This is a genomic window from Flavobacterium sp. (assembly GCF_044341265.1).
Classification (GTDB): domain Bacteria; phylum Bacteroidota; class Bacteroidia; order Flavobacteriales; family Flavobacteriaceae; genus Flavobacterium.
The window spans coordinates 91,710-107,442 of the sequence record NZ_JBIISA010000009.1 but is presented as its reverse complement, the minus strand read 5'-3'; the positions used below and the strand labels follow the sequence as shown (position 1 = coordinate 107,442).

20 protein-coding genes are annotated in these 15,733 nt (G+C 31.5%); 7 read left to right on the top strand and 13 right to left on the bottom strand.

Annotated features, from left to right (window positions below):
• Positions 1 to 40: 40 nt before the first annotated feature.
• A complete protein-coding gene (gene rocD, locus ACIQ06_RS06600) occupies positions 41 to 1,321 on the top strand; it encodes an ornithine--oxo-acid transaminase (RefSeq protein WP_396144697.1) in 1,281 nt (426 codons plus the stop codon).
• 35 nt (positions 1,322 to 1,356) lie between these two features.
• Positions 1,357 to 1,815: a DUF5362 family protein gene (locus ACIQ06_RS06595; RefSeq protein ID WP_396144695.1), complete on the top strand. Its 459-nt coding sequence runs from the start codon at positions 1,357 to 1,359 to the stop codon at positions 1,813 to 1,815.
• Between the two features lie 63 nt (positions 1,816 to 1,878).
• On the opposite strand, the gene ACIQ06_RS06590 is transcribed toward ACIQ06_RS06595, so the two are convergent.
• The gene (locus ACIQ06_RS06590; RefSeq protein WP_298306765.1) at positions 1,879 to 2,211 is read right to left on the bottom strand and encodes a CCC motif membrane protein; all 333 of its coding nucleotides are present in this window, start codon (positions 2,209 to 2,211) and stop codon (positions 1,879 to 1,881) included.
• Between the two features lie 26 nt (positions 2,212 to 2,237).
• Entirely contained in the window at positions 2,238 to 2,519 is a 282-nt protein-coding gene (locus ACIQ06_RS06585; protein WP_298306769.1) for a DUF2752 domain-containing protein, read from the bottom strand.
• Positions 2,520 to 2,616: 97 nt separating this feature from the next.
• Between ACIQ06_RS06585 and ACIQ06_RS06580 the strand changes: the two genes are divergently transcribed.
• The 3 genes from ACIQ06_RS06580 (at position 2,617) to ACIQ06_RS06570 (ending at position 4,546) form a co-directional block, all read left to right on the top strand.
• A complete protein-coding gene (locus ACIQ06_RS06580; RefSeq protein ID WP_298306772.1) occupies positions 2,617 to 2,799 on the top strand; it encodes a hypothetical protein in 183 nt (60 codons plus the stop codon).
• Positions 2,780 to 3,343: a Smr/MutS family protein gene (locus tag ACIQ06_RS06575; protein WP_396144691.1), complete on the top strand. Its 564-nt coding sequence runs from the start codon at positions 2,780 to 2,782 to the stop codon at positions 3,341 to 3,343. The genes ACIQ06_RS06580 and ACIQ06_RS06575 overlap by 20 nt, the downstream gene beginning before the upstream one ends.
• Before the next feature lie 81 nt (positions 3,344 to 3,424).
• Positions 3,425 to 4,546, top strand: coding sequence for a cysteine desulfurase family protein (locus ACIQ06_RS06570; RefSeq protein WP_396144689.1), 1,122 nt, complete (start codon positions 3,425 to 3,427; stop codon positions 4,544 to 4,546).
• Position 4,547: 1 nt separating this feature from the next.
• Here the strand turns inward: ACIQ06_RS06570 and ACIQ06_RS06565 are convergent, their stop codons facing one another.
• From ACIQ06_RS06565 to truA, 11 genes are all read right to left on the bottom strand, one after another.
• Entirely contained in the window at positions 4,548 to 4,901 is a 354-nt protein-coding gene (locus ACIQ06_RS06565) for an iron chaperone (RefSeq protein ID WP_396144687.1), read from the bottom strand.
• 81 nt (positions 4,902 to 4,982) lie between these two features.
• Positions 4,983 to 5,696, bottom strand: a complete 714-nt coding sequence (locus ACIQ06_RS06560) for an SIMPL domain-containing protein (protein ID WP_396144685.1) — start codon at positions 5,694 to 5,696, stop codon at positions 4,983 to 4,985.
• 113 nt (positions 5,697 to 5,809) lie between these two features.
• On the bottom strand, positions 5,810 to 6,766 hold the full coding sequence (locus ACIQ06_RS06555) for an MlaD family protein (RefSeq protein WP_396144683.1): 957 nt from the start codon (positions 6,764 to 6,766) through the stop codon (positions 5,810 to 5,812).
• Positions 6,767 to 6,774: 8 nt separating this feature from the next.
• Positions 6,775 to 7,524 (bottom strand): ABC transporter ATP-binding protein, encoded by a 750-nt coding sequence (locus ACIQ06_RS06550; protein WP_396144681.1) that lies wholly within the window; start codon positions 7,522 to 7,524, stop codon positions 6,775 to 6,777.
• The gene (locus ACIQ06_RS06545) at positions 7,521 to 8,303 is read right to left on the bottom strand and encodes an ABC transporter permease (protein ID WP_298306790.1); all 783 of its coding nucleotides are present in this window, start codon (positions 8,301 to 8,303) and stop codon (positions 7,521 to 7,523) included. The genes ACIQ06_RS06550 and ACIQ06_RS06545 overlap by 4 nt, the downstream gene beginning before the upstream one ends.
• 138 nt (positions 8,304 to 8,441) lie before the next feature.
• On the bottom strand, positions 8,442 to 9,005 hold the full coding sequence (locus ACIQ06_RS06540) for a helix-turn-helix domain-containing protein (RefSeq protein WP_396144679.1): 564 nt from the start codon (positions 9,003 to 9,005) through the stop codon (positions 8,442 to 8,444).
• 227 nt (positions 9,006 to 9,232) lie between these two features.
• A complete protein-coding gene (lpdA, locus tag ACIQ06_RS06535) occupies positions 9,233 to 10,621 on the bottom strand; it encodes a dihydrolipoyl dehydrogenase (RefSeq protein ID WP_396144677.1) in 1,389 nt (462 codons plus the stop codon).
• A gap of 163 nt (positions 10,622 to 10,784) precedes the next feature.
• Positions 10,785 to 11,294, bottom strand: a complete 510-nt coding sequence (locus ACIQ06_RS06530; RefSeq protein WP_396144675.1) for a hypothetical protein — start codon at positions 11,292 to 11,294, stop codon at positions 10,785 to 10,787.
• 11 nt (positions 11,295 to 11,305) lie between these two features.
• Entirely contained in the window at positions 11,306 to 11,944 is a 639-nt protein-coding gene (locus tag ACIQ06_RS06525) for a DUF2238 domain-containing protein (protein ID WP_396144673.1), read from the bottom strand.
• 45 nt (positions 11,945 to 11,989) lie between these two features.
• Positions 11,990 to 13,744 (bottom strand): ABC transporter ATP-binding protein, encoded by a 1,755-nt coding sequence (locus tag ACIQ06_RS06520; RefSeq protein ID WP_396144671.1) that lies wholly within the window; start codon positions 13,742 to 13,744, stop codon positions 11,990 to 11,992.
• Between the two features lie 39 nt (positions 13,745 to 13,783).
• Positions 13,784 to 14,533 (bottom strand): tRNA pseudouridine(38-40) synthase TruA, encoded by a 750-nt coding sequence (truA, locus tag ACIQ06_RS06515; protein ID WP_396144667.1) that lies wholly within the window; start codon positions 14,531 to 14,533, stop codon positions 13,784 to 13,786.
• Positions 14,534 to 14,692: 159 nt separating this feature from the next.
• On the opposite strand from truA, the gene ACIQ06_RS06510 reads away from it, so the two are divergent.
• Together ACIQ06_RS06510 and ACIQ06_RS06505 are read left to right on the top strand one after the other, a co-directional pair.
• Positions 14,693 to 15,187, top strand: coding sequence for a metallophosphoesterase family protein (locus ACIQ06_RS06510; RefSeq protein WP_396144665.1), 495 nt, complete (start codon positions 14,693 to 14,695; stop codon positions 15,185 to 15,187).
• Between the two features lie 146 nt (positions 15,188 to 15,333).
• Positions 15,334 to 15,723: a hypothetical protein gene (locus ACIQ06_RS06505; RefSeq protein WP_298306810.1), complete on the top strand. Its 390-nt coding sequence runs from the start codon at positions 15,334 to 15,336 to the stop codon at positions 15,721 to 15,723.
• Positions 15,724 to 15,733: the final 10 nt, after the last annotated feature.

Sequence of the window (15,733 nt, the reverse complement as noted above, 5' to 3'; positions counted from 1 at the left end):
AGAATAGCCCATAACGAGTTTGGGTAAAAAAAGAAAAATTATGTCAGTTTTAGAAAAAATGAGTTCTGCCGATGCTATTGCATTAGAAGATAAATATGGAGCTCACAATTATCATCCACTACCAGTAGTTTTGAGTAGAGGAGAAGGTGTTTATGTTTGGGATGTTGAAGGAAAAAAATATTACGATTTTCTTTCGGCTTATTCTGCTGTAAATCAAGGGCATTGTCATCCGAAAATTGTGGGAGCAATGGTTAATCAAGCGCAGACTTTAACTTTAACTTCAAGAGCTTTTTACAACGATAAGTTGGGAGTTTATGAAGAATTTGTAACAAAATACTTCGGATTTGATAAAGTACTTCCAATGAATACTGGTGCTGAAGCGGTAGAAACGGCTTTGAAACTTTGTAGAAAATGGGCGTATGAGAAAAAAGGAATTAATGAAAACGAAGCACAAATTATCGTTTGTGACGGAAATTTCCACGGAAGAACTACGACTATCATTTCTTTTTCAAATGATGAAAACGCAAGAAAGAATTTCGGACCTTATACAGCAGGATTTATCAAAATTCCTTACGATGACATCGAAGCGTTAGAAAACGCGCTTAAATCGTCTAAAAATATTGCAGGTTTCCTTGTAGAACCAATTCAAGGTGAAGCTGGAGTTTATACACCAGCAGAAGATTATTTGGCGAAAGCTAAAGCACTTTGTTCAGCTAACAACGTTTTGTTTATCGCAGATGAGGTTCAAACCGGAATTGCAAGAACAGGTTCAATATTGGCAGTTTGCGGAAATTGTACTTGCGAAAATGCCTGCGAAAAACAAGCAACTTATGTAGCTCCAGATATTTTGATTCTTGGAAAAGCTTTATCAGGTGGTGCTTATCCAGTTTCGGCTGTTTTGGCTAATGATCACATTATGAATGTTATCAAACCAGGTCAGCATGGTTCTACTTTTGGTGGAAATCCTGTTGCAGGAGCTGTTGCTATTGCTGCTTTGGAAGTTGTTAATGATGAAAATTTATCTCAAAATGCACGTCGTTTAGGGAAAATTTTCAGAGAAAAAATAGGAGAATTTGTTGAATCATCCAATATCGCAACTTTAGTTCGTGGAAAAGGATTATTGAATGCGATTGTAATCAACGATACTGAAGAAAGTGACACAGCTTGGAATATTTGCCTTGCTTTGAGAGATAACGGTTTGTTAGCTAAACCAACTCACGGAAACATTATTCGTTTTGCTCCGCCATTAGTAATGAACGAAGAACAATTGTTTGATTGTATTTCGATTATTATCACTACTTTGAAGCAATTTGAAAAGTAAAATTTTAACCAACCAATAACCAAAACAACTATTTTATGGAAAACCAAATCAACTTACAATTAAATGAACAAGCGGTTGCAGGATTAAGAGAAAGTGCTAAATGGTCAACTTTTTTAGCTATTATCGGATTTATAGGAGTCGGTTTTATGGTTCTTGCGGCTATTTTTATGGGTTCAGCAATGGCTTTGATACCAGAAGATCCGTATAGCAGAACAGGAATGAATCCTTTTGGTGCTATGAAAGGATTTATATCTATTTTCTATATTGTGATGGCAGTTATATATTTTTTTCCAATATTGTATCTTTACAATTATGCAAAAAAAATGAAAGATGCTTTGAATTATAGAAATTCAGATACGCTATCAGAAGCTTTTGTTCAATTAGGTAAACATCACAAATTTTTAGGAATAATGATTATTGTTTTAATTTCTTTATACATAATCATTGCTATAGGGATGATTGCTTTCTTTGCTTCAATGGCAGGTGGAATGTAAATTTTAAAAAATAATATAAAAAAAAACCGTCTTGTGTAAAACGAGACGGTTTTTTTATGTGAATTAGTTTCCTTGTAATTCTTTAATTCTTTCTTGTAATACTGCAGGATCACTTAATGCATCCATTCCAATCATTGAAATAATCCAAATGAAATAAGCAAGTACAAGAATGTTCAGAACGATTCCAATTATTGAAAGAATTCTACCGATGTTCAAGTTTTGATAATTGTCAAAATCTTGAGGAGCAGCATTGTACATTGCAAAATCTTTTCTTGAAATAGCTAGTCCTATGATACTTAGAATCAATCCTATGATACCATAGCACCAACATAAAAGAATTGATAATATTCCTAAGACTAAAACTGCGGTTGCGTTGGGTAATTTTCGATTTTCCATTTTTATATAGTTTTTGGTTTTAAAGTTTAATAAAGAAATTTCATTTTGTAAACATAAGAAATAATCATAATACTAGCATTTGCAATAGCTAAAAATATTACCATTTTATGGTATTCTCTTCTTTTGTCTAAAAGGTGCAATCCAATAAATACAAAGAATAGGATTGTGGTATAAATAGCCGGAAAAATCTCGAGTGCTTTTATAAACTCTCCATGAAACAGAAAATTAATGGAGCGTTGAATTCCACAACCAATACAATCTAGTCCGGTGTAGGATTTAAAAAAACAAGGCAGCATATATTCTTCCATCGTTCTGATTTATTACTCTACAATTTTACAAATAAAAAATTAAAATACATCATTCTAATATTAAGTTTTCTATTTTTGATTTTTTAAAATAATGATGATGAAAAAATTATTAATTCCCATTTTGCTGATTGCTTTTTTTGTTGCTTTTTGGAACCAAAATAGTGAGAAGCCAAACCTGTATATCACGATAATTGCCGTCCTAATTTTTATGTTTGGCATGATGAAATTATCAGCAAAAGTTCCACCAAAAGATGATGAAAATGACAGCGAAAAAATTTGAAGTAGGCGATAAGGTTTCGGTTTTAGATGAGGCAATAAATGGAGTTGTTATTGCTGTTGAAAATAATGATGTAACCATCGAAACTACAGATGGATTTATGATGACATATTTTGTCAACGAATTGATTAAAGAAAACAATACCAATTATTTAGGTTCAATCAATACAACTGATGCTTTACATAAAAAAAATATTGATTCAACACCTAAAAAAAAGAATAATGTTTCGGTTTTTAAGTCGGATAAGATCGAAAAAGGCATCCCAGAATTTGATTTGCACATCGAAAAATTAGTTAAAAATTTTCGTGGAATGAACAATTTTGATATCCTCAATATACAAACAGAAACAGCAAAAAGACACATTGAATTTGCTATAAGAAATCGCATTCCGAAAATCGTTTTTATACATGGTGTTGGTGAAGGAGTTTTGAAAGCCGAATTGGATTTTATGTTAAAACGATATGAGAATATTTCGTTCCAAGATGCCAATTATCAAAAATATGGATTGGGTGCAACTGAAGTTTATTTTAAGCAAAATGTAAAATAATAATCAGTATTTTTGCATTTATAATATCCAAATAGAAATGTAAATTCAACACAAAAAGATGTTGAAACTAGTTTAGAATTCATGAAAAAAATATACCTCGATAACGCTGCAACAACACAAGTTCGACAAGAAGTAATCAATGAGATGATTGGTGTACTTCAAAATGATTTTGGAAATCCATCGTCTACACACAGTTTTGGTAGAAGTGCAAAAACGATTTTAGAAACTTCAAGAAAGTCTGTTGCCAAACTTATGGGTTGTAATGCGCAAGAAATTATTTTTACCGCTAATGCTACCGAAGCTACCAATTGGATTCTTAAAAGCGCTGTAAATGACTTGAAAGTAGAAAGAATCATAACTAGTAAGGTAGAACATCACGCTACTTTGTACACGGTTAAAAATTTGCAAAAGCAATTCGGAATAGAAGTTGATTACGTAAATATTTTGCCTTCTGGAACTATTGATATTACGCATTTGGTAACGTTATTGGCTAAAAGCGGAAAGACTTTAGTAACATTAATGCACGTGAATAATGAAATTGGTGCTGTTTTAGATATTGAAAAAGTAGGTAGAATTTGTCATCAGCATGATGCTTTATTTCATTGTGATACGGTGCAATCTGTTGGAAAAAAGGAGTTTAATTTACACGAACTTCCTATTGATTTCGCAGTTGCAAGTGCGCATAAATTTCATGGACCAAAAGGAGCAGGATTTGCTTATGTAAAGAAAGGTATTGTTTTGCAGCCTTTTTTATATGGTGGCGAGCAAGAAAAAGGACTTCGTGCCGGAACTGAAGCGGTGCATCAAGTAGCTGGAATGGCTAAAGCATTAGAACTATCTTATGAACATTTAGTGGAAGAACGACAAGCTATTTCAGATTTGAAGAACTATTGTGAAACACAATTAAAACTCCATTTTCCAGAAATTAAAGTTAACGGAAGTGATACTTTTTATAATATTTTGAATGTTTTACTTCCTTTTTCAGAAGAAAAAACGGCTATGATTTTATTTAATTTAGACATGAAAGGAATCGCTGTTTCTCGCGGAAGCGCCTGCCAAAGCGGAAGCGTAAAACCATCACACGTATTATCAGAAATTCTAGCAGAAGAAGATTTGAAAAAACCAAGTTTAAGAATTTCTTTCAGTCATTACAATACCAAAGAAGATATTGATGCTTTGATTGATGGTTTGAAAGGGATTTAAATTATTTTTTGAGTACTTCTGAAACTCTAAATTTCACAATTTTTGTTATCAAATCTAATGGCATTGGTTCGTTTATAGGAAACTGAACCGAACCTTTACCTTGTTTATATTTAGCTAATTCTTCAGTAAATTCAGCATGTCCAGTTGGTGTTGCGTAAAATCCAATATGGTTTTTGTAACCAGCAAAATAGACCAAAGCTTTTCCATTTAATTTATAAGCAGGCATTCCATAACTAATGCTTTCATTGGCGTTTGGTGCGGCACTTTTTATAGTTTTTCTAACTTCTTGTAAGATAATTTGTGTTGCTGCTGGAAAGCTAGAAATGTACTCGTCGGTAGATTTTGGTTTGTCCATTTGTTGTATTTTAATCTATCAAATATAAAAAAATCCTCAACTACTTTTGCAATTGAGGATTCGTATTTGGCATCAAAAATATTAATCAATCTTGGTATTCATATTTACATTTGCTGTATAATTCAGTAATTGTCCGCTTGCCGAAACGCCTTCGCCTCCCATACTTTTATTATACGTTTGAAGATTTCCTGAGTTTACCGACATATTAATTGCATTCACAGGACTGTTAGTGGATTTAAGATATGTAATTTTTCCAACTTTTAGTTTTGCGGCTCTAGCTAATCTTTCGGTTGTTTCAATCGCATCAGCAACGGCAAGTTCTTGAGCTTGTTTCATAAAAGTAGCAGCTTCTGTATGGAAATAAGCTACTTTTTCAATTTCGTAGATTTTAGTTTTTAGAATTTCTTCGGTAAAATCTTGCATTCTTTTGATGTCTTTGAGAGTAAAAATAATTTTTTGATTGGATTCAAAACCTACAAAAACTTCTTTCTTTTGAGCATTGTCATATTTGAATTCTTTGTCAGTATAGATAAGACTTACCTTAATATCAGTAGTGTCTGAAACGTATTTTTTAATTATTGTAAGTACGTCTTTTGAAGTTTTTTGAGTTTCGTTCATAGCATCACGAAGTGCTGGTTTTACAAATCTAACGGCAATAGTAATATGTGCAGCATTTGGAAAAGTTGATTTGGTTCCAACTCCAACAACACTTATGGTATTGTCATCATTAATAGCGTTTTGAGAGAATACAATGCTGCTAAATAAGCAACAAATTAATAAGAAAAAGTTTTTCATTTGGTTATAGTTTTGATTTCCTCTGAAAACGATATATTTTATTAAATAGTATAAAATAATCCTCAACTACTTTTGTAATTGAGGATTATATCTTTGTAAGTTGATGTTGTGTTTTATTTTTTTGCGGCTTTAGCTTTAGCTTTTTCTTGTTTTTTGAAATATCCTCTGAAAAAGAAATTGTGCTTCAAAGCTTCCAAGTTTTCGTTCAGTTTACTACTTGCTTGGTTTAAATTAATCATAGTTGAATCAATTTGTTTTACCAATTTAGGATCATTTGAAAGGTAATTTAAAGCTCCTTTTCCGTCTTTTAAATTAGTTATTGTTTTATTGATTTGTTCACTAGATTTTTCTAAATTCACAATAATCATTTTGATTTTTCTTCCTGTGACAGTATCTTTTAATGCTCCAACAACGTTGTCTTTATTGTTTAAATCATTGATTATTTTATTCAAATTAGCCATTGATTTTGAAGTACTTTGGGTTGTAACTTTTAAATTATAAATTGTTTGTTTCAAATCGTCACTCATTACGGTATCGTTTATTAACATTCCGATAGTACCTTTTTTACTATTAATTTGATTGGTGATTTTTACTAAATTATCTGTAATTAACTTAGCATTTTCACTTGTAGAATTTATAGTTTTCAGAATCTCGTCGGTTGATGCTTTATTTTCTGATAAAATGACATCACCATCTTTAACCATTTCATTAGATTTTTTACCTGGAATTATATTTACAATCATGTTTCCGACCAAACCATCTGAACCTATTGAAGCCATCGCATCTTTTTTAATATGGGATGCAATATCTTCCTCGATTAGCATATCAACTTTTATAAGTGAATCATTTACAATAATTATTTTTTTCACAGTTCCAACGTTTATTCCTGAAAAACGAACGTTATTTCCATGTTGTAAACCATTTACATTTTTGAAAACAGCACTTATTTGAATAGTTTCATTGAACATATCTTTTTTATTGCCAATAAAATAGATAGCAATTATGAAAAATAATGAGCCAATTATGACAAATATTCCAAGCTTGATTTTTTGATTTGTTGTTTTTTCCATTTTATATTTTATTTAAAAAAAGCTTCAATTTTAGGATCTTTAGAGGCAGACAATTCTGCAAAAGTTCCTTCAGCATAATTAATTCCGTCGATTAATAAAATCATTCGATTTGCAATAACTCTTGCACAGTCAATATCATGCGTAATTATAATTGATGAAGTTTTATATTTTTCTTGAATTGATTTCATTAACATAATAATTTCTTTTGATGTGATTGGATCTAAACCAGTTGTAGGCTCATCGTATAAAATTATTTTAGGTTTTAGAATTAAAGTTCGTGCTAAAGCTATTCTTCGTTTCATTCCGCCAGATAGTTCGTTTGGCATTAAATTGATTGTATTTGCCAAGCCTACATTTTCTAAAGCTTCCATGACAAGTGGAGTTGTATCTTCAATTACTCCAAATTTTTTGGTATGTCTTCGTAACGGAAATTCTAAATTTTCTCTTACTGACATTGAATCATACAAAGCACTTCCTTGAAAAAGAAATCCAACTTCGGTTCTAATTTCATCTAAATCTTCTCTATGAATATCGTTCATGTTTTTGTCCATGATAATAATCGAACCGCTATCAGATTGTTCTAATCCGATTAAACATTTTATCATCACCGATTTACCTGAACCCGATTTACCCATAACTACAAGATTTTCACCTTCATATAAGTCTAAATGAAATCCATCTAAAACATGATTCGTTCCATAACTTTTGTGTAAATCTTTTACTTCTATAATTGGTTTTATGTTCGTTTTTTGCATCATAAATCATAAAATATATTAGTTACAAAAACCGCTATGAAGTCAATAATAAACAGCAACATAGAAATGAAAACAACTGCTTCATTAGCTGCTTTTCCAACTCCTGCAGTTCCTTTTTTACAATTGTATCCTTTAAAACATCCTACAATTCCGATGGCAAATCCAAAGAAAAAACTTTTGATAGTTGATGGAATTACGTCACTAAATTCTAAAATATTTATTACTTGATTGATATATAGTGTTAAAGAGACATCCGCTTTGAGATTCTCAACTAAATAAGAACCATAAATTCCTATTACATCTCCAAAAAAGACTAAAAGAGGTAGCATCAATGTTGTGGCTAAAACTCGAGTAACTACTAAATATTTATAAGGATTTGTTCCCGAAACTTCCATGGCATCAATTTGTTCTGTAACTCGCATAGAACCCAATTCGGCTCCAATTCCTGATCCAATTCTTCCTGCGCAAATCAAAGCTGTTATAATTGGACCTATTTCACGAATTAATGAAACACTCACCATTGAAGGAATCCAGGAAGCAGCACCAAATTCTTCTAAAGTTGGTCGTGATTGTAAGGTAAAAACTAATCCGATAATAAATCCAGTTACTCCAACTAGTAATAAGGAACGATTTCCCATGTAGTAGCATTGTCGAATAAATTCTTTGAATTCAAATGGACGTTTGAAAACTTCAACAAAAAATTTACCAGTGAAATAGGAGAGTTCACCGATTTCAATAAAGAACGATTTTAAAGATTCTATAAACTTCGAAATCATGTCCATTTTTAAAGAATTAGTTTCATTATGAAACGATTATAATAAAGTTACAACATTTTATTGAATATATTGTAAAAAAAATGAACAAAAAAATCTATTTGAGTAAACAAACAGATTTAATTATTTTGAAGTAATAAAGAAATTCTATAATTCCTCCAACATGATTCTTTTTTTGTGTTTTTTTATTTTTTTGAAATAAGTAGGAGTTAAACCAGTAATTTTTTTAAACTGATGCGACAAGTGGGCTACGCTACTGTATTCCATCATTAAACTAATCTCTGTAAGACTTAATTCGTCATATAATAACAATTCCTTTACTCGTTCAATTTTATTTATGATGATATAATTGGCAATTGTAGTACCATTAATTTCAGAAAAAAGAGAAGCAAGATGGTTGTAGTTATAGTCTAATTTTTCACTTATATAATCCGAATAGTTCACTTTGGGATATTTTTCAGAATAGTGAATAATCTCAATAATAGTAGTTTTAGTTTTCTCAATAAGCAATGACTTCTTGTCATCTATGAGTTCAAGTCCTTTTTTTAAAAGTCCTTTTCTTAAAAATTCTCTTTCATCACCAGAAATATCTTTCTTTAGATTTACTTCACCTAGCTCTATTGAAGTGTGTTTCAGTTTTAATTTGTCTAGTTCTTCCTTCACTGCCATTTTACAACGAAGTGAAACCATGTATTTTATGTGTATTTTCATAATATAAATCTATTTTACAGTAGCGTATTAGCTAGTTGTTGATTTATATCATATACTTTTCTAATTTCTATTCTTGTAAAGGTATGCTATTTTTAGCGGTGCAAAGCTAACTTTAACTAAACTTACTTTGTTACATAATTTTGTGGTCAATTTATACATTTCCTCAAAATAAAAAATCCGTTTAGCTATTAAACTAAACGGATTGATTTAAACTTTGTATTTCTTACTTACAAATGTATTACTTCATCATAAGCAGCAGCTACAGCTTCCATAACAGCTTCACTCATAGTAGGATGTGGATGAATTGCTTTTAAAATTTCGTGACCAGTAGTTTCTAGTTTTCTTGCTACAACTGCTTCTGCAATCATATCCGTTACACCAGCACCAATCATGTGGCAACCTAACCATTCACCATATTTTGCATCGAAAATTACTTTTACAAAACCATCTTTTGTTCCAGCAGCAGTGGCTTTCCCTGAAGCTGAGAATGGAAATTTACCAATTTTCAATTCGTATCCTTTTTCTTTAGCTTGTTTTTCAGTTAAACCAACAGATGCAATTTCTGGAGTTGCATAAGTACAACCAGGAACGTTTCCGTAATCGATTGGTTCTACGTGTAAACCTGCAATTTTTTCAACACAATTAATTCCTTCAGCAGAAGCAACGTGTGCCAAGGCTTGACCTGGAGTTACATCGCCAATAGCATAATATCCTGGAACATTAGTTTGGTTGTACGCGTTTACTAAAATTTTGTCTCTATCTGTTGCAATTCCAACTTCTTCAAGACCAATATTTTCGATATTTGTTTTAATTCCAACTGCAGAAAGTAAAATATCAGCTTCAAGAACTTCTTCACCTTTAGCTGTTTTTACATAAGCTTTTACCCCATTTCCAGAAGTGTCAATGCGCTCTACAGAAGAATTTGTCATGATATTTACACCAGCTTTCTTCATAGAACGTTCCATTTGTTTCGAAATATCTTCGTCTTCAACCGGAACAATATTTGGCATAAATTCAACAATAGTAACTTCTGTTCCCATTGAATTGTAGAAATGAGCAAATTCAACTCCAATCGCACCAGAACCAACTACAATCATTTTCTTTGGTTGAGTAGGTAAGGTCATTGCTTGTCTGTATCCAATAACTTTTACACCATCTTGAGGAAGATTTGGTAATTCTCTTGAACGAGCTCCAGTTGCAATAATGATGTGGTCTGCAGAATATTCAGTAACTTTTCCGTCAGCAGCTGTTACATCTACTTTTTTACCTGGTTTTATTTTACCAAAACCATCAATAACATCGATTTTATTTTTTTTCATTAAGAATTGAACTCCTTTGCTCATTCCGTCGGCAACATCACGTGAACGTTTTACAACAGCAGAAAAGTCTTTGTCAAATTCTTTAATAATTAATCCATAATCGGAAGCATGTTTTAGGTAATCAAATACTTGAGCCGATTTTAAAAGCGCTTTTGTTGGAATACAACCCCAATTAAGGCAAATTCCACCAAGACTTTCTTTTTCAATAACAGCTACTTTAAAGCCCAATTGTGAAGCACGGATTGCTGTAACATAACCGCCTGGACCACTTCCTAAAACAATAATATCGTATTTCATTTTGTTCGTGTTTATTTTTTATTTGTACAAAATGCAGTCGCTTGCGCTCGTGTCATTATACGTGTGATTTTTTAATTAATTTAGATTGCAAAATTAGTAAAAAACTTTAAAAGTATATGAGTTTAATAGTTTAAAAGTTTAAGTGTTTAAATGGTTACAACTTCTAGCCTAAAGAAGCAATCAAATCTTCCATTTCCTTTTTTTGATTGGCATATTTTGCTTGTAATTCGGAACCTTCACCCATTCTTCTATAGTAATCATATGCTTTGTTGGCAAAAAAACGTTTGTGAAAATTAGAAACTTCTAGATAATTTGGAAAGATTTTATGAAAAAGCATTTCGTAATAGGCCTGCCATTCACGTTCTAATCGGTCTTCAACATATGGTTTTCTTGATTTTTGACGCACATGAACCATTTCGTGCGTAATTAGTGTAAGAACTAAAGGTAACGAAAATTGAAAAATATTTTCAGGGACTCTTATGACTTGTTGTTCTCCAAAATCGCCTTCTGCAGTTAAGAGAATGTAATTTGGTTCCGCTTTTTCTCTAAGTGCAAATCCTTTTAAATTATGATCTTGAATATCAAACATTTTCAGCAACCATTTAGCTGCTTCAATTGTTTTTCCCTCTCTGTGAAAGACTTCAATTCTTGATTTAATTTTTTTAAATTTCATAAAAATACCATTTATTTTGAAATCATTCTTTTAATTATAGAAACAATAGTTGTCGCAATAATGGCTCCTGAAAATGCTAAGAAAATATCTTTTTGTGCATCCCAAATATCGCCTTGAGTTCCAAGATACGCATCACCTTGCGCTTTGAAGAAAACATCTGCAACAGCCCATTCTATCAACTCGTAAAAACCACTAATAGAAAGTGTAACTTCAATAGGTAATGTCCAAGCAACCCACGAAGGAAATTTTAACCATTTCAAAAACATTTCGCGCATTGGGTAAGCCAATAAAAATCCGAAACTAAAATGAACAATTCTATCATAATGATTTCGAGATAAATCTAAAGCATCTTTCAGCCAATAGCCAAAAGGGTTTTCTGCATATGTATATTTGGAACCATAAACGTGAAGACATAAGTAAATGCAAACTAATAAATAACTTAAATCGCTGAATATGAATTTTTTATAGGTAAAAATCATAAAACCTAGAAATAGAAAGACTAAGGTGTTTTCTAAAATCCAATTGGCTGTATCGGTATTTCCTACGTATGAATTAATCCAATTTATCAGAAAAAATCCGATGAAAATTTTTAACCAAGTATTGTTTTTTAAAGGAGTTCTTTCGTCTGAAATTGCAATAGTAAATGCCATAGTTTTATTTAATTTTTATCAAATATAATAAAAACGAAATGGTTTTTAGATTGCTTCAGAAAATTGTGAATCGTACAAGTTCTTGTAATAACCATTTTCTTTGGTAACCAATTCTTGATGCGTTCCAGATTCTACAATTTGACCTTTATCCATAACGATAATTTTGTCAGCATTTACAATGGTTGCCAATCTATGCGCAATCACTATAGAAGTTCTATCTTTTGTAATAGTTTCTGTTGCTCTTTGAATCAATTCTTCAGAATAGGTATCAATAGAAGAAGTAGCTTCGTCCAAAATAAGAATACTCGGATTGCTAACATAAGCACGTAAAAAAGCAATCAATTGGCGTTGCCCAGACGATAACATCACGCCGCGTTCTTTTACATTATAATCATAACCGTCAGGCAAACTCATAATGAATTCGTGAACACCTATTTTCTTGGAAGCAGCAATAACTTCTTCACGAGAAACATTAGTATTATTTAAAGTAATATTGTTATAGATTGTATCAGCAAATAGGAATACATCTTGCAAAACCACTGCAATTTGTGCACGTAAACTTTCTAAAGTAAAGGTGTTAATATCTTGATTGTCAATTGATATTGTTCCTGAATTGATTTCGTAAAAACGATTCAACAAATTAATAATTGTAGATTTTCCAGCACCTGTTGAACCCACAATCGCGATAGTTTCACCTGATTTTACTTCCAATGAAATACCTTTTAAAACTTCCTCATCTTTAATGTAACTGAATCGAACGTTTTCAAAACGGATGTTTCCAGCAAAATGTTTGGCTTCGATAGTTCCAGTTTGTTGCACATCTTCTTCTGTGTCTAAAATATCAAAAACTCTGTTGGCAGCAATCATTCCCATTTGCATCTCGTTGAATTTATCTGCAATTTGACGCAACGGATTGAACAACATACCAATGAACATTGTATAGGAGAATAAATCTCCAAACGTAGTAAACTTATCGCCATCTAAAATATGGAAACCTCCATAAAGCACTACAAATCCTAATGTTAACGACGAAATAATATCGGCGATGGGAAAGAAAATAGAGTTGTATAAAATGGTTTTAATCCAAGCAACATTGTGTTTTTGATTAATGTCTTTAAATTTTTGATATTCAATATCTTCACGATTAAACAGTTGCACGATTTTCATTCCGGTTACACGTTCTTGAACAAACGTATTCAAATTTGCCACTTGATTTCTTACTTCTTCAAAAGCCACTTGCATTTTACGTTGGAAAATTCTTGTGATGTAAACCAAAATTGGCATAGCTGCAATTACAATCCAAGTTAGTTTCCAATTCATGTAAAACATAATGATTAGACAAGCAAGCATTTTTAGCAAATCACTGATAATCATAAACAAACCTTGACTAAAGATTCTCGCAATTTGTTCAATATCCGAAACGGAACGCGTAACTAATTGTCCAACAGGTGCATTGTCAAAATATTTCATTCTAAAACTCAACATATGTTTGAAAAGTTTAGAACGAATATCTTTAATAATATTTTGACCTAATAAATTTGCCCATAAAACAAAGAAAAACTGGAAAACACCTTCTAATAATAAGACAACACCCATCAATGAAACATAAAGTAACAACCCATTTTGATCATGAGGTTTTATATAATGGTCAACGGTTTGTTTCAATAAAAATGGTCGTAATGAAGCAAAAATCGCTAACAAAACCGCAGCAGCAATTACACCATAAAAAACTGTTTTATAGGGTTTTGTATATTTTAAAATACGTTTAAATAAACGTATGTCGAATGCTTTTGCTTTCATTTATGCTGAACTTGTTTCAGTATCTTTAATATTCATTCTTTACTTTTCACTAATCACTAGATAAGGATATTCCACTTTCGTCAAATACAATCCGTGTGCAGGAACTGAAAATCCAGCTTTTTTTCGGTCTTTGCTTTCAATTATTTGAATAAAGTCTTGCAAAGATACTTTTTCTAATCCTATATTTACCATAGTTCCAACAATTGCTCGAACCATATTTCTCAGAAATCGATCTGCTGAAATTGTGAATACTAATCGATTATCATTCTTGGTCCAATTAGCTTCAAAAATCTTACAGTTAAAAGTGTTTACATCCGTATGTACTTTTGAAAAACACTCAAAATCAATGTAATTGAATAGAATTTTGCAAGCTTCATTCATTTTGTCAAGGTTCAAATCATTTTGATAGTACCATGAATCGTCACTTTCGAATGCATCTTTTTTGGTATGAATATGGTATTCGTAAGTTCGTTTTTTTGCGTCAAATCGGGCATGAGCTTCATCGTGAACTTTATGTATGTTCAAAATGGCGATATCTTTTGGTAAAAATGAATTGAGTTTATGACTTAAATAAGGAATATCAATTTCTTGGTCAAAATCAAAATGTGCAAACATTTGCTTGGCATGAACACCAGAATCCGTTCGGCCTGCACCAACTAATTCAATTTCTGTTTTCAAAATCGTGGAAAGTGCTTTGGTCAAAGTTTCTTGAACAGAAGTTGCGTTTGGCTGATATTGCCATCCGTGATAGTTAGTTCCTTTGTAAGCAAATTCTAGAAAGTATCTCAAAATTTAGTATTCAGTGTTCAGTTGGCAGTGTTCAGTTTAAAACACTTTTGCAAATTTACAAAGATTTTAATAGATTGAATGTTTAAAGTTTTCCTAAATAATTAACTTTGCGACTTAGTGTCTTTGTGGCAAATAATTACTGAAACAAGTTCAGCATAAATGAAAAAAATCCTTTTACTTTCCGATACGCACAGTCATATAGATGATACTATTTTAAAATATGTAAATCAAGCAGATGAAGTTTGGCATGCTGGCGATATTGGTGATTTGGTTGTAACCGATACCATCAAAAAACTAAAACCACTTCGAGCGGTTTACGGAAACATAGACGACGACAAAGCTAGAATGGAATTTCCATTAAATAATAGATTTTTGTGCGAAGGAGTTGATGTTTGGATTACACATATTGGAGGTTATCCCGGAAAATACAATCAGGCTGTTCGTGAGGAACTAAAATTGAATCCTCCAAAATTGTTCATCTGCGGACACTCCCATATATTAAAGGTGCAATTTGATAAAACATTGAATTTACTACACATGAATCCAGGTGCGTGTGGTATTTCAGGATTTCATCAAGTGCGAACAATGTTACGATTTGAAATCGATGGAGATAAAATTCAGAGTTTGGAGATTGTGGAAATAGGGAAACGATAGTGACAGTTCGCGAACTATCTATATATTCCTGATGTCAGGTTTTTTTAAGTTGAAAATAATTTGTTACTTTGAGAAAGTTTAATACTGCAATTTGCGGAAATTACGCATATTTTTGATGTTAGCTGATATTTTAAAACGTAAAATATATGAATGTACTTATCAAAGACGAACAATTAAATGGAACAGTTACCAATCAATTTGAAATAGAAATCGAAAGATTATCCATTACAACCCAAGAACTCATAGAAAAGAGAGTAACGCATGAAATAGAAATCTACAATAAGAAATTTCCCGATTATTTCAATGGTTTGGTGAAACCTTCAGATGCTGAAAGGACTCTTAATGGTTTTAAACTAAAGCCGAAGCAAATCATCGATGTTGAAAAACAAATATATGTTGCTTTAGATGCATTTCAAAAAAATGGTTTTTTTATATTAGTTGACAATCAACAATTAGAAGAATTAAGTCAAATAGTAAATCTAAATAATCAATCAATTATTTCTTTTGTTAAACTTACACCTTTGGTCGGTGGTTAATTTTTTAAAT

Excerpts from the sequence above, each read along its gene's own strand:
- ACIQ06_RS06520 (WP_396144671.1), bottom strand. The coding sequence starts at position 13,744 with ATGAAAGCAAAAGCATTCGACATACGTTTATTTAAACGTATTTTAAAA.
- ACIQ06_RS06580 (WP_298306772.1), top strand. The coding sequence starts at position 2,617 with ATGAAAAAATTATTAATTCCCATTTTGCTGATTGCTTTTTTTGTTGCT.
- ACIQ06_RS06585 (WP_298306769.1), bottom strand. The coding sequence starts at position 2,519 with ATGGAAGAATATATGCTGCCTTGTTTTTTTAAATCCTACACCGGACTA.
- ACIQ06_RS06550 (WP_396144681.1), bottom strand. The coding sequence starts at position 7,524 with ATGATGCAAAAAACGAACATAAAACCAATTATAGAAGTAAAAGATTTA.
- ACIQ06_RS06595 (WP_396144695.1), top strand. The coding sequence starts at position 1,357 with ATGGAAAACCAAATCAACTTACAATTAAATGAACAAGCGGTTGCAGGA.
- ACIQ06_RS06545 (WP_298306790.1), bottom strand. The coding sequence starts at position 8,303 with ATGGACATGATTTCGAAGTTTATAGAATCTTTAAAATCGTTCTTTATT.
- ACIQ06_RS06575 (WP_396144691.1), top strand. The coding sequence starts at position 2,780 with ATGACAGCGAAAAAATTTGAAGTAGGCGATAAGGTTTCGGTTTTAGAT.
- ACIQ06_RS06570 (WP_396144689.1), top strand. The coding sequence starts at position 3,425 with ATGAAAAAAATATACCTCGATAACGCTGCAACAACACAAGTTCGACAA.
- ACIQ06_RS06590 (WP_298306765.1), bottom strand. The coding sequence starts at position 2,211 with ATGGAAAATCGAAAATTACCCAACGCAACCGCAGTTTTAGTCTTAGGA.
- ACIQ06_RS06565 (WP_396144687.1), bottom strand. The coding sequence starts at position 4,901 with ATGGACAAACCAAAATCTACCGACGAGTACATTTCTAGCTTTCCAGCA.
- ACIQ06_RS06525 (WP_396144673.1), bottom strand. The coding sequence starts at position 11,944 with ATGGCATTTACTATTGCAATTTCAGACGAAAGAACTCCTTTAAAAAAC.
- ACIQ06_RS06530 (WP_396144675.1), bottom strand. The coding sequence starts at position 11,294 with ATGAAATTTAAAAAAATTAAATCAAGAATTGAAGTCTTTCACAGAGAG.
- ACIQ06_RS06510 (WP_396144665.1), top strand. The coding sequence starts at position 14,693 with ATGAAAAAAATCCTTTTACTTTCCGATACGCACAGTCATATAGATGAT.
- ACIQ06_RS06555 (WP_396144683.1), bottom strand. The coding sequence starts at position 6,766 with ATGGAAAAAACAACAAATCAAAAAATCAAGCTTGGAATATTTGTCATA.
- ACIQ06_RS06560 (WP_396144685.1), bottom strand. The coding sequence starts at position 5,696 with ATGAAAAACTTTTTCTTATTAATTTGTTGCTTATTTAGCAGCATTGTA.
- lpdA (WP_396144677.1), bottom strand. The coding sequence starts at position 10,621 with ATGAAATACGATATTATTGTTTTAGGAAGTGGTCCAGGCGGTTATGTT.
- ACIQ06_RS06540 (WP_396144679.1), bottom strand. The coding sequence starts at position 9,005 with ATGAAAATACACATAAAATACATGGTTTCACTTCGTTGTAAAATGGCA.
- rocD (WP_396144697.1), top strand. The coding sequence starts at position 41 with ATGTCAGTTTTAGAAAAAATGAGTTCTGCCGATGCTATTGCATTAGAA.
- ACIQ06_RS06505 (WP_298306810.1), top strand. The coding sequence starts at position 15,334 with ATGAATGTACTTATCAAAGACGAACAATTAAATGGAACAGTTACCAAT.